This window comes from Paraburkholderia largidicola, from assembly GCF_013426895.1.
Taxonomy (GTDB): Bacteria; Pseudomonadota; Gammaproteobacteria; order Burkholderiales; family Burkholderiaceae; genus Paraburkholderia; species Paraburkholderia largidicola.
Genome location: NZ_AP023174.1, coordinates 3,650,458 through 3,662,427, shown reverse-complemented (window position 1 = coordinate 3,662,427; position 11,970 = coordinate 3,650,458). Strand labels below are relative to the sequence as shown.

Here is an 11,970-nt window from a genome sequence, read left to right as displayed (position 1 = left end):
CTCGCAGGGTTTTTTGCTCTGCGAGGCTTTTGTGTTTTTTGAGCCTGGCGATGGCGTCCGCGTTTTGTTATTGGTGCTTCAAGCGTCGCCCCTGTGCGGGGCGGCACCTACTTTTCTTTGCCGCCGCAAAGAAAAGCAGGCAAAAAGAAAGCGGCTCACACCGAGCCGCCTGACGTTTGCCCACGGGCCCTCAACGGCCCGGGGCTGCGTATGGTGCGCGTGCCTCGTTACTCCCCGCGCAACTTCTTGCCCTGCTCGCGAACCTGTTCCAGCGTTGCGCCCGGTGTGCTCGCTTCCTGAAGCAGGCGAATTTCGATCACCGCCGGTTTCTTCGATTCCTGTGCGCGTTTGAACGCCGGCATGAAGTCTTCCGTTCGCTCCACTGTTTCCCCATGCGCGCCGAACGATTTCGCGAACGCTGCGAAGTCCGGGTTCGTCAGCCCCGTTCCGTGCACGCGGTTCGGATAGTGCCGCTCCTGATGCATGCGGATCGTGCCGTACTGGCTGTTGTTCACGACGATGAAGATCACGGGCAGGTCGTATTGCATCGCCGTCGCGATTTCCGATGACGACATCATGAAGCAGCCATCGCCCGCAAAAGCCACCACCGCGCGGTCCGGATACAGCGACTTCGCCGCAATCGCCGCCGGCACGCCGTAGCCCATCGCGCCGCTCGTCGGCGCAAGCTGCGAGCGGAAGTGGCGGTACGCAAAGTGCCGGTGCAGCCACGTTGCATAGTTACCCGCGCCGTTCGTCAGGATCGCGTCCTTCGGCAAGTGCTCGCGCAACTGCAACATGATTTCGCCAAGCTGTACGTCGCCGGGAATCTTGCGCGGCTTGCGCCATTCGAGGTACGCGTCGTGCGCTTCTTTTGCAGCGCCTTCCCACGCGGGCTTCGTCGACGGCTTCAGTTGCGCCAGCATCGACGCGATTTCCGGCATGCCGGAGACGATGGGGAGATCGGCGGAATAGACGCGGCCCAGTTCTTCCGCGCCCTGGTGAACATGGATCAACGTCTGCTTCGTCTTCGGAATGTCGAAGAGCGTGTAGCCGTTCGTCGTCGCTTCGCCCAGGCGAGGGCCGAGCGCGAGCAGTACGTCCGCGTCCTGGATGCGCTTCGCAAGCGCAGGGTTGACGCCGAGTCCGACGTCGCCCGCGTAGTTCGGATGCTCGTTGTCGAGCGTGTCCTGGAAGCGGAACGCGAGGCCAATCGGAAGCTGCCAGTTTTCGATGAACGTGCGCAAGTCGTCGCACGCTTGCGGTGTCCAGCCGCTGCCGCCTGCAATCACCATCGGTTTTTTTGCGCGTTCAAGCAGGCCGCGCAAACGCTCGATTTGCTGCGGCGCAGGCGCTGCTGCAACGCGCTGATAAGCGGGTGCGCCCGGCATCGCGGCGCACGCATCGCTCAACATGTCTTCCGGCAGCGACAGCACGACAGGGCCCGGCCGGCCCGATGTCGCCGTGTGGAACGCGTGGCTCATGTATTCGGGAATGCGGCGTGCGTCGTCAATCTGCGCGACCCACTTCGCCATCTGGCCGAACATGCGCCGATAGTCGATTTCCTGGAACGCCTCGCGGTCCAGATGCTCGCGCGCGCATTGACCGATCAGCAGGATCATCGGCGTCGAATCCTGAAACGCGGTGTGCACGCCAATCGACGCGTGCGTCGCGCCCGGGCCGCGCGTGACGATTGCAATGCCGGGCCGGCCCGTCAGCTTGCCGACGGCTTCCGCCATGTTGGCGGCGGCCGCTTCGTGGCGGCACACGACCGTCTGAATTTGCGACGTCTCGTCGTGCAGCGAATCGAGTACTGCCAGAAAACTCTCGCCGGGCACGCAGAACACGCGCTCGACGCCATGCGTCAGCAGCGCGTCGACCATGAGCCGCGCGCCAGTAGTCATATTTGAAGCATCGGAAGACAGCGACATTGCGAAGACACCTCCAGTCAGAAGAGCTTCGACAGCTTACGCCGAGACCCTCGCCGATGTCATTCGTAAAAGCGGCATCAACATTCGATGATGTTCACGGCCAGCCCGCCGCGCGACGTTTCCTTGTACTTGGTCTTCATGTCCGCGCCCGTCTCGCGCATCGTCTTGATGACGGAATCAAGCGAAACATAATGGCTGCCGTCGCCACGCAGCGCCATGCGCGCGGCGTTCACGGCTTTCACCGACGCCATTGCGTTACGTTCGATACACGGAATCTGCACCATGCCGCCCACGGGGTCGCACGTGAGGCCGAGATTGTGTTCCATGCCGATTTCCGCAGCATTTTCGACCTGCAACGGCGTGCCGCCCATCACGGCCGCGAGCGCGCCCGCCGCCATCGAGCACGCGACGCCCACTTCGCCCTGGCAGCCCACTTCCGCGCCGGAGATCGACGCGTTCAGCTTGTACAGAATGCCGATCGCGGCTGCCGTCATCAGAAAGTCGAACACGCCCTGCTGGTTCGAGTTCGGCATGAAGCGCGTGTAGTAATGCAGCACGGCGGGGATGATGCCCGCCGCGCCGTTGGTCGGCGCGGTGACCACGCGGCCACCCGCTGCGTTTTCTTCGTTGACGGCAATCGCGTACAGATTGATCCAGTCGATCATCGAAAGAGGATCTTGCAATCCGCGCTCCGGATTGCCCGTCAGCGCGCGATACAGTTGCGGCGCGCGCCGCTTCACCTGGAACGGGCCGGGCAGATTACCGTCCGCGCCCGGGTTGTTGATGCCGCAGCCGCGCGCGACGCACGATTGCATCACGTCCCAGATTTTCAGCAGGCCCGCGCGCGTTTCTTCATCTGTATGCCATGCGCGCTCGTTTTCCCACATCAGTTGCGCGATGCTCTTGCCCGTCGTCTTGCACATCTCCAGCAAATCGGCACCGCTGCGGAATGGATGCGGCAACTGTTCGACGGCGGCGAGCACCTTCGTATTCGGCGCGCCCGCCGTCACGACGAAGCCGCCGCCAACCGACAGATACGTCGATTCGCGCAGCGTTTCACCGTTCGCATCGAACGCGCGCAGCTTGAGGCCGTTCGGATGCTCCGGCAGCGCCTGGCGGTAGAACGAAATGTGGTCCTTCTGCACGAACGGGATGACGTGCGTGCCGAGCAGCGCGAGCGTGCGCGACGTGCGGACCTGTTCGAGGCGGGCCGTAATCGTGTCGGGATCGACGGTGTCGGGCGCGTCGCCGAGCAGGCCGAGCATCACGCCGCGATCGGTGCCGTGGCCTTTGCCCGTCGCACCGAGCGAACCATACAGATCGACCTTCACCGATGCGGTGTTGTCGAGCAGGCCGTCGCGCTCGAGCCCTTGCGCGAACATCAACGCCGCGCGCATGGGACCGACCGTGTGTGAACTCGACGGGCCAATGCCGATTTTGAAGAGATCGAAAACGCTGACTGCCATCACTGCTCCTGCTAACTGGAAATTCGTTTGTGCTGCACTGCGCGGGTAGCGCGGCAGCAGAAGATGCCGCGCGTGATCAACGCGCCGGCAAGGGCAGACACACGGCGAGCCACGCGGGCGGCGTCGGTGCCAGTTTCAGCGCGACGGGCGTGTAGCGTCCGTCGAGCCGCGCGGCGAGGTGATACAGTTCGGCCGCATTTTTTGGGTCCCACTGACCACTATAGCCCGGCAAACCGGCCTCGCGGCGTTTTGCGTCGAAAGGCACGGTCGAACGCACGAATTCGTCGTGCGTCTTCGCGCCCGTTGCATACGGCGTGAGCCAGTTCAACGCGGCGGCGAGCGTCGCGCCGCTCGGCGCGCGTTCGTTGAGCCAGTTGCGGTTGTGGCGGCGCGCGGCGAGCGCGGCCGTCACGAGCGGTTGAAGATCGTAGGTCACATAGTGCAGCGCATCGCGCTCGCCGAAATCGACGGTCGTGCCGTCGGGCGCGATGTTGTCGTTCACGTGCTCGACGTACAGGCGCTGCGCCGCCTCGATCATCTTGCGGTTGTCGAGCGTGAAGGCCGCCATGGCGATCAGCTTCACGCGATGGCTTTGCCAGTTGTTGCGGAACGTGCCCGTCAGCGGCCGCTGTTGCGCGTCGATCTGCGCGATGTAGCCGTTCGCGAGCTTGGCGAGGAACGTCATCGTCGCGTTGCGCGTCTTCACGGGCAGCGCGCTCGCCGTCATGTCGTACGCGAGAATCAGCCCTTCGAACGGCGTTTCGTCGATGGGATTGAAAGACGGCTGGTAGGTCGTGACCCACGCATACAGCAGGCGGTCGACCAGCTTCAGATAGCGGTCGTCGCTGGTAGCACGCCATGCGAGGGCGGCATCGCGCAACAGGTCGAGGTCTTTCTCCGCTTCCTTGCTCTGGTCGTAGATGCCTTCGTGAGGCAGCGTGCCTTCCGTGTGCAACTGACGCACTGCGTGCGCAGGCTCGTTCAGATGCGCCTGGACATTGCTCACCAAAGCCTTGACGCCCGGATCGGAATTGGTGCGCTCGCTGGTTTGCAGCGCGGGCGCGGCGCAGAGGTTCATTGCGGCGTGGGCGTGCAGGGACAGCATTGCGAAGCTCGCCAGAATCGACGTCGCCGTCATCCGGCTGGCAAACTTCCGCGCCGTCCCCGTTGACGGCGCCAGACGGGTTTTGAGCATTCGCACCGGTTGCACTCTTCGACGCTCCTTCAATGGGCGGAATGGGGTGTGATATTAACGGTTCTTGTACTGTCACGGTCGTGACAGAGGCATGACTTTTTGGTTCCCAGTTCGCCGTTCCATCCAGTATCACCGCGCCAGGACGCTCCAATCGGTGAACTGGACCCGCTTATGGCCTCAATTTGACGCCTGACGACCCGCAAACCTAGCCGATACTTCGCGATGATGCAAATGTTTGCGTGTCAGCTGTCGGCCCACAGTGGATGCCGACGGCGTGACGGCGCGCTCGAGGGACCACGATGGATCTACATATCAATCAAGCTCGAAGTCACGGCAGTCTGAAGGATGCTATCTATACAGGCGCCATCTTTCTCGAAACACAACTGAAGACAGCACAGCAGTTGCGTGAGCTCGCGAAGGACAGCATTACCCGGGAGCTCGGGCAGGACACCGACTCGCGTCTTCTTCACACGCTCATGCCTGTGAAGGAGTTCGTCCAGGTTGTCTCGCGCATCAAAGGGCAGTTTACCAACAGCGCGCAAGCGAAAGAGATCATCCGGGACTTCATCGTCGAACTGGGCGAGAATCCCGCGGATTATCTTTTCGACGTGCCCCGGCTGCGCGTCGTGCCGCATTATGACTACCTGCACGCGGGCGTGAGCTACGCGTACAAACCGCATCGTGATACCTGGTACGGCTCCGTGCAATGCCAGCTCAACACATGGATGCCCGTGTACGGCGTGACGCCCGACACGACCATGAGCATCAACCCCGAATATTTCAGCGTACCCGTCAAGAACTCCTCGGTCGACTGGCATCTTGCGGACTGGATCAACAACGAACGCTGGAAGGCTTCGCAGTCGCTGAACGAAGAAGCGCGTGTTCACCCGGTACCGCTCGAAGACATCAATACGTCGAACGAACTGCGCATCGGTCTGAACGGCGGCGAAATGATCGTGTTCTCTGGCGCGCACCTGCACGGTACCGTGCCGAACCGCAGCGGCCAGACGCGCTTCAGCATCGATTTCCGTCTCATGCATATCGAAGACCTGAAGGCCGGACGGGGCGCGATCAACGTCGACAACGGCTGCCCGGATCCCGAGGCCGGCTTCAAGGACTATTTTTACGCTGGCAACTTCGACCGTTTTCAGGAGATATCTGCATGACCAAGCGCCGACTCACCGAAGCCGAAAAGGCATTCGCAGCGAAGCGCGCCGAGGTGCTGGACCGCGTCGACGCGGCCTACGTGGCGAGCGCGCCGTTCGTGTTTGCCGACCGGATCACCGTCACGGCAGCGCTGTCGCGCATCGAGCTGTTCAAGAAAATTCAGGACATTCCCGGCGCGATCATCGAATGCGGCGTGTACAAGGCCAATTCGCTGATGCTCTACATGCATCTGTCGACCATTCTGGAACCGTACGCGATCAATCGCTCGATCGTCGGCTTCGACACGTTCTCCGGTTTCACCGGCATCGATCCCGAGCACGATCCGAGCGACATCAATACGTCGATGTTCTCAGACACGGATATGTCGCTCATCGAGCAGATGATCGAAGCGAACGACCTGGTCCGTCCCGTCAATCGCATTCCGCGTTGCGAACTCGTCAAGGGCGATATCGCCAGGACGGCGCCGGAGTTCGTCAAGACGCGCCCGGATCTCGTCGTCGCAATGCTGATTCTGGACACCGACCTGTATGAGTCGACGAAGGTCGCGCTGGAAACCTTCTTGCCTTACATGCCGAAGGGCGCCGTCGTGGTTCTGGACGAAGTGGCCTACCGGAACTTCCCGGGCGAAACGAAGGCGCTGCGCGAGGTCCTCGATCTGAACAAGGTCGAGCTCAAGCGTCTGCCTTTCGACGCAGCCGCTGGCTATTTCCACGTCTAAACCGGCTTTTCCCGCATGGATGCGCAACGGTCAGGTCCGTCGCGCATCCCGACCGGGCGACCCACTATGAAAGCAAACACGTTCCAGATTCTCCTCGATGAAGCGGCCCGCGGCCAATGCGACGCGGGCTTTGTCACGCTCGACGCAACGGGTCTCAGTGGGAGCGATTGGGGCGAATATCACGCGATTCGTCAGTTTTTTCTGAGTCATCCCGTTCAGGACGACGAGCTTTACGGCTTCTTCGGCGCGGATTTCCGGCAGACGACGGGGCTCGGTGCGGCGGACGTCCATGCGTTCATCGCCGGCAACCCAGACGCCGATGTGCTTGTGTTCTCTGCGGCGTCGCGGGAGGGAGCCTGCTACTTCAACGTGTTCGAGCAGGCCAATGCGGCGTATCCTGGTCTGGTCGAAGCGGCATCGGTTTGCCTGCGACGGATCGGCCTCGATATCGACCTGCAAACCCTGGTCATGGATGCCCGCTCTACGGTCATCGGCTCTGAAATCGTTGCGCGCCGGTCGTTTTGGACAACCTGGTTTGCGCTGACCGAAAAGCTCCACGAAATTCTGGAGTCCGGCGATGCCGAAGTCGACGCCGTGCTGGCAAAGGCCGAACAGCACACGCCGCGCGCGACGCTCAAGCAGGCGCTCGTGCAGCGCTTCGCCGCGCTGGTGCTGGCGATGTGCCCGGACATTCAGGTTCGCGGCTTCGATGCGTCTGGCATGCCATGGACGAATGCGGCGATGCAGCCGTTCGCCAATCAGGTCGCGTTTCTGAACGAGATCAAGCGCGAGTACCTGAAGTCGAACAACGAGGCGTTCCTGAGAAATTTTCTCAAGCTGCGCGGCGCGATTCTGAAGGCATGCGATGGCCAACGCTTCAGACACGCGGAAGACGGCTTCATGACGACCGCGCAGCTCGACGTGCAGGATGTGCTGTACGTGTGCTACACGCACGTCGACTTACCTTTCGAGTATCCGTCGTTCGTCACGCCGATTTACCTGGGCCAGTCGCAGGCGCCAGGTCGTACCAACCTGCGCGACCTGGCGCCCGCGTGGGAGCCCTATCATCCCCAGCTCGGCTCGCTGGCCGGCTGCTTCGCGTTGAAGAACTACCTCATCCACAGCGGACAGCAGTTCCGTCGCGTCGGCATGTGTCAATACCGCAAGTTCGTCTCGACGTCGAAGATCGGGGGCGCGCCTGCGCCCAACTATCCTGTGATGGATGTGATCGGGAATTCCATTCTCGCCAGCGTCGATCTGGCCGCGGCGATGCTGCCCGCGAACGACGATCTGCTGATCGGGAAGTTGCTCACCCTGCCGGACGGCTATCTCAACCAGTACAGCACTGCGCATCATGTCGAAGATATGCTGCGCTTCGTGTCGGAAGCGGTAGAACTCGGCGTCCTCGGACCGCAGGAAGTCGCGCTGTTCTTCAATGCGACGGTCTTCATTCCCGGCGGCATTGAAATGGGTGTCTTCCCGACTGCATTCTGGCTGGCGGCAATGGACGCGATCGAGCGTGTCGTGCTTGCCTGTGTCAAACGTTACCCCACGCCGCGCGAAGGTTACCAGACACGGCAGTGGGCATTCTGCGTCGAACGTCTCGGCAGCTATCTTTTGCTCAAATACATTGCCATGCGCTATGGCAAGATCGATGCCGCAGCGGGATTTGTCGGCCAGCTCAATCTGTTCAACAGCGACGGGGCGGCGATCTATGTCACCGGCAGTGGTGGCGCATGAGTACGAACGAGCTGACGCAGCTACCCATCGAAGGCGCATACGTCGCACAGAGCAAGCCGCATGCGGATTCGCGCGGCAGCTTCATGCGTCTTTTTTGCGCGCACGATTTCGGTGACGCGCACGGCACGCGCGATATCGTGCAGATCAACTGGTCGCATACGGTGACGGCAGGAACCGTGCGCGGCATGCACTTTCAGGCGGGCGAAAATGCCGATGCGAAGTGGGTGCGCTGCATGGAAGGTCGCGTCTGGGACGTGATCGTCGATTTGAGGCCGGCGTCGTCCACGTTCATGCGTTGGCATGCCGTTGAGCTTGCGCCGGATAACGCGCGTGCCGTATTCATTCCGGAAGGCTGTGCGCATGGCTTCCAGACCCTCGAGTCCGATAGCCGTCTTCTCTATCTGCACACGCAGTTTTATGCGCCCGCCGCCGAGCGCGGCGTTGCGCATGACGATCCGCAGCTTGCGATCGCGTGGCCGCGAGCGGTGACGATGATGTCCGAGCGCGACCGTTCGCTGCCGGGCGTCGCGCAATATCTGAGCGATCTCCGCTAGCGCAAACGCAGGGTGGCTCGACGTTTGAGTCGGGAGGCGCCGATACGCCGGCGCCACGACGCATCAGAGGTAACGCACCTCGGGAACGGCGACCGCGAAGCGTGCATGCTTCCCGAATGTCGCAGCATGCTGCGACACGATTTCTTCAGAAATATTCCACGGCAGGATCAGCACGACATCGGGTTGCAATTGCGCAAGCTCTTCTGGCGACACGATGGGAATGTGGCTGCCGGGCATGAACTTGCCTTGCTTCGACGAAGCGAAGTCGCACACGTAGGCGAGCAGATCGGGTTTGACACCCGCGTAGTTCAGAAGCGTGTTGCCCTTTGCTGCCGCGCCGTATGCAGCGACGGCCAGGCCGGCTTCCTTGCTGTCGATCAGAAATCGCAGAAGTCCATCTTTCGTCTTGTTGACGCGGCTTTGAAAGCCCTGATAGGTCTCCCGCTTTTCCATTCCGCGTTCGCTTTCCAGCGCGCGGATGCGTGCGACCGATGCGTCGTCCGCGCGCGGGTCATCCGCGTGGCAGCCATAGACACGCAAGCTTCCGCCATGGGTAGGCAGCTGTTCGATGCGGCACACGCGCAGGCCCGCTTTCGCGAAGATGCGATCGACGGCGAGAAGCGAGAAATACGAAAAGTGCTCGTGATAGATGGTGTCGAACTGACCTTCATCGATCAGGCAGACGAGGTGAGGAAACTCCAGCGTAATGGTGCCGGTGGGCTTCAGCGCGATTTTCAGGCCTAGCGTGAAATCGTTGACGTCCGGAACGTGTGCGAACACGTTGTTGCCGATAATGAGGTCGGCGCGTTGGCCGCGTTCCGCGAGATCTCGGGCGAGCGCAGCGCCGAAAAATTCGCGCAGCACGGGCACACCCAGTTTTTCGGCTGCGGCAGCCGTGCTCGCCGTCGGTTCGATGCCGAGGCAGGGCACACCGTCGGAGACGAAATTGCGCAACAGGTAGCCGTCGTTCGAGGCGACCTCGATGACGAACGAGTCGCGGTCGAGCGACAGATCTTCAGTAATGGACGACACGTAGCGGCGCGCGTGAGCGAGCCAGCTTTCGGATGTCGACGAGAAGTAGGCATAGTCGGCGTCGAACAGCGCTTCGCGCGCCGCATAGTCTTCCGTCTGCACCAGCCAGCAATCCGTGCAGACGAACAGCTTGAGCGGGTAGTAACCTTCGGGGCGTGTCAGGTCGTCGGCTGTCAGATAGGCATTCGACGGTGGCGCGAAGCCGAGATCGACGAATGGAAGGGTGAGCGGTTCACCACAGTGACGGCAGTTCAAGATGTGTTCCTCAGTATTGCACGGCAGCCGCCGCATTGATTCGAGCCTCGTAGCGTTCGATCTGCGCCAGCGTGGCGACCCTCGCCCCCGATCCCGTACGGTATGCAAGATGCCATTGCGCGATCCATTGCAATGCTTCATCGAGCTTGAGCAGCGTATTCCAGCCGAGTTCGCGGCGCGCCTTGCTCGCATCGAGTAACAACAGGCCCGCTTCGTGAGGTGCGTTCGCTTCCTGTTGCACTTCGTATGCGGCATTGTTGCCAAGCGCCGAAACGAGTTGCGAAGCGATTTCTTCGACCGATCGCATGTCGTCGGCGAGCGGGCCGAAGTTCCACGCACCCGCGAACGACGCGTCGCCTTCGACGAGACGTTCCGCCAGCATCAGATAACCCGCAAGCGGCTCGAGCACATGTTGCCAGGGCCTGACCGAATGCGGCCGGCGCACAACGGCATGCTCGCCGCGATCGAACGCGCGCAGCAGATCCGGCACGAGGCGGTCGCGCGCCCAGTCGCCTCCGCCGATCACATTGCCGGCGCGAGCGCTGGCAATGGCGGCGTGGGAGTTTCCATTGAAGAACGATTGTCGGTACGACGCCGTCACCAGTTCAGAGCAGCCCTTGCTGTTGCTGTAAGGATCATGTCCGCCTAGGGCGTCGCTTTCATCGTATCCGCGTGTGATCTCGCGGTTTTCATAGCATTTGTCGCTAGTGACGTTGACGACCGCGCGCACACTGTTCACATGACGGACTGCATCGAGCACATGTACCGTGCCCATGACATTAGTCGAGTACGTCTCGATGGGGTCCGCATAAGATTGCCGGACGAGCGATTGCGCCGCGAGGTGAAAAACGACTTCGGGACGCGCCGCTTCGAGCGCGTGGCGCACGCCCGCCGCGTCGCGTACGTCGCCAGCCAGGTGGTTCATGCCCGACGCGACCTGAGCGGCGTCGAATAGCGATGGTTCAGTGAGCGGCTGCAGCGCGTACCCGGTGACCTGTGCGCCCAGGCGCTGCAGCCAGAGGCACAGCCAGCTTCCCTTGAAACCCGTGTGCCCGGTGACGAACACACGTCGTCCGTGCCAAAAGGATGGGTTCATCACCACGTCTTCCAGGGGGCTTTGCCCGTCGCCCATATCGCGTCGAGCTGATGCTTGTCGCGAAGCGTGTCCATCGGCTGCCAGAAGCCGTCATGGCGATAGGTTTGCAACTGACCGGTCGATGCGAGCCGTTGCATGGGCTCGCTTTCCCACGGGATGCTGTCGTCGTCGATATAGTCGAGCACACGCGGCGACAGGACGAAGAAGCCACCGTTGATCCACGACGATTGCGTCTGCGGCTTCTCGGCGAACCCGATCACGCCGCGTTCGTCGTCGGCCAGCTGAAGCACGCCGTAACGCCCAGGTTGTTGCACGCCCGTGACGGTCGCCAGCTTGCCGTGACGCTTATGGAATTCGACGAGGCGCGTGATGTCGACGTTGCCGACGCCGTCGCCGTACGTCAGGCAAAACGCTTCTTCTTCACGCAGCAGATGCGACGCACGTTTCAGGCGGCCGCCCGTCATCGAATGCTCGCCGGTATCGAGCAGCGTGACGCGCCACGGTTCGGCATTGCGCTGATGCACTTCCATTTTGTTTTGCGCGAGGTCGAACGTGACGTCGGACGAGTGCAGGAAATAGTTGGCGAAATATTCCTTGATCACGTAGCCCTTGTAGCCGCAGCAGATAATGAAGTCCGTCATGCCGTGCGACGCATAGATCTTCATGATGTGCCACAGAATGGGGCGGTCGCCAACGGTCACCATCGGCTTCGGACGTGCCTGAGTCTCTTCGGACAGGCGCGAGCCCAGTCCGCCAGCGAGAATGACAACTTTCATTTCGGTATGCTTCGTGAATGAGTACGTGGTGGGTCCGTGACGG

10 protein-coding genes are annotated in these 11,970 nt (G+C 61.7%); 4 read left to right on the top strand and 6 right to left on the bottom strand.

Annotated features, from left to right (window positions below; genetic code table 11):
- Positions 1 to 227 precede the first annotated feature (227 nt).
- From PPGU16_RS16325 to PPGU16_RS16315, 3 genes are all read right to left on the bottom strand, one after another.
- A complete protein-coding gene (locus PPGU16_RS16325; RefSeq protein ID WP_180721081.1) occupies positions 228 to 1,928 on the bottom strand; it encodes a thiamine pyrophosphate-binding protein in 1,701 nt (566 codons plus the stop codon).
- A 77-nt stretch (positions 1,929 to 2,005) separates the two neighbouring features.
- The gene (locus tag PPGU16_RS16320; protein ID WP_180721080.1) at positions 2,006 to 3,394 is read right to left on the bottom strand and encodes an L-serine ammonia-lyase; all 1,389 of its coding nucleotides are present in this window, start codon (positions 3,392 to 3,394) and stop codon (positions 2,006 to 2,008) included.
- Between the two features lie 76 nt (positions 3,395 to 3,470).
- Positions 3,471 to 4,532: an alginate lyase family protein gene (locus PPGU16_RS16315; protein ID WP_180722651.1), complete on the bottom strand. Its 1,062-nt coding sequence runs from the start codon at positions 4,530 to 4,532 to the stop codon at positions 3,471 to 3,473.
- Between the two features lie 356 nt (positions 4,533 to 4,888).
- On the opposite strand from PPGU16_RS16315, the gene PPGU16_RS16310 reads away from it, so the two are divergent.
- The 4 genes from PPGU16_RS16310 to PPGU16_RS16295 all read left to right on the top strand — a co-directional run bounded on the left by PPGU16_RS16310 (position 4,889) and on the right by PPGU16_RS16295 (position 8,768).
- On the top strand, positions 4,889 to 5,755 hold the full coding sequence (locus tag PPGU16_RS16310) for a 2OG-Fe(II) oxygenase family protein (RefSeq protein WP_180721078.1): 867 nt from the start codon (positions 4,889 to 4,891) through the stop codon (positions 5,753 to 5,755).
- Positions 5,752 to 6,474, top strand: a complete 723-nt coding sequence (locus tag PPGU16_RS16305; RefSeq protein WP_180721076.1) for a TylF/MycF/NovP-related O-methyltransferase — start codon at positions 5,752 to 5,754, stop codon at positions 6,472 to 6,474. Before PPGU16_RS16310 ends, PPGU16_RS16305 begins: the two co-directional genes overlap by 4 nt.
- 66 nt (positions 6,475 to 6,540) lie before the next feature.
- Positions 6,541 to 8,214, top strand: a complete 1,674-nt coding sequence (locus PPGU16_RS16300) for a hypothetical protein (RefSeq protein ID WP_180721075.1) — start codon at positions 6,541 to 6,543, stop codon at positions 8,212 to 8,214.
- Positions 8,211 to 8,768 carry a dTDP-4-dehydrorhamnose 3,5-epimerase family protein gene (locus PPGU16_RS16295; RefSeq protein WP_180721073.1) on the top strand — a complete coding sequence of 186 codons (558 nt, stop codon included), beginning with the start codon at positions 8,211 to 8,213 and terminating at the stop codon, positions 8,766 to 8,768. The genes PPGU16_RS16300 and PPGU16_RS16295 overlap by 4 nt, the downstream gene beginning before the upstream one ends.
- Positions 8,769 to 8,831: 63 nt before the next feature.
- On the opposite strand, the gene PPGU16_RS16290 is transcribed toward PPGU16_RS16295, so the two are convergent.
- From PPGU16_RS16290 to rfbF, 3 genes are read right to left on the bottom strand one after another with little or no spacing between them, the layout of a single operon-like run.
- The gene (locus tag PPGU16_RS16290; RefSeq protein ID WP_180721071.1) at positions 8,832 to 10,055 is read right to left on the bottom strand and encodes a class I SAM-dependent methyltransferase; all 1,224 of its coding nucleotides are present in this window, start codon (positions 10,053 to 10,055) and stop codon (positions 8,832 to 8,834) included.
- A 10-nt stretch (positions 10,056 to 10,065) separates the two neighbouring features.
- Entirely contained in the window at positions 10,066 to 11,151 is a 1,086-nt protein-coding gene (rfbG, locus tag PPGU16_RS16285; protein WP_180721069.1) for a CDP-glucose 4,6-dehydratase, read from the bottom strand.
- Positions 11,151 to 11,927 carry a glucose-1-phosphate cytidylyltransferase gene (rfbF, locus tag PPGU16_RS16280; protein ID WP_180721068.1) on the bottom strand — a complete coding sequence of 259 codons (777 nt, stop codon included), beginning with the start codon at positions 11,925 to 11,927 and terminating at the stop codon, positions 11,151 to 11,153. The genes rfbG and rfbF overlap by 1 nt, the downstream gene beginning before the upstream one ends.
- Between the last annotated feature and the right edge of the window lie 43 nt (positions 11,928 to 11,970).

What these genes read in the sequence shown, in the direction of transcription:
- PPGU16_RS16325 (WP_180721081.1), bottom strand. Translation starts at nt 1,928, where the DNA reads ATGTCGCTGTCTTCCGATGCTTCAAATATGACTACTGGCGCGCGGCTC.
- PPGU16_RS16320 (WP_180721080.1), bottom strand. Translation starts at nt 3,394, where the DNA reads ATGGCAGTCAGCGTTTTCGATCTCTTCAAAATCGGCATTGGCCCGTCG.
- PPGU16_RS16315 (WP_180722651.1), bottom strand. Translation starts at nt 4,532, where the DNA reads ATGACGGCGACGTCGATTCTGGCGAGCTTCGCAATGCTGTCCCTGCAC.
- PPGU16_RS16310 (WP_180721078.1), top strand. Translation starts at nt 4,889, where the DNA reads ATGGATCTACATATCAATCAAGCTCGAAGTCACGGCAGTCTGAAGGAT.
- PPGU16_RS16305 (WP_180721076.1), top strand. Translation starts at nt 5,752, where the DNA reads ATGACCAAGCGCCGACTCACCGAAGCCGAAAAGGCATTCGCAGCGAAG.
- PPGU16_RS16300 (WP_180721075.1), top strand. Translation starts at nt 6,541, where the DNA reads ATGAAAGCAAACACGTTCCAGATTCTCCTCGATGAAGCGGCCCGCGGC.
- PPGU16_RS16295 (WP_180721073.1), top strand. Translation starts at nt 8,211, where the DNA reads ATGAGTACGAACGAGCTGACGCAGCTACCCATCGAAGGCGCATACGTC.
- rfbG (WP_180721069.1), bottom strand. Translation starts at nt 11,151, where the DNA reads ATGAACCCATCCTTTTGGCACGGACGACGTGTGTTCGTCACCGGGCAC.
- rfbF (WP_180721068.1), bottom strand. Translation starts at nt 11,927, where the DNA reads ATGAAAGTTGTCATTCTCGCTGGCGGACTGGGCTCGCGCCTGTCCGAA.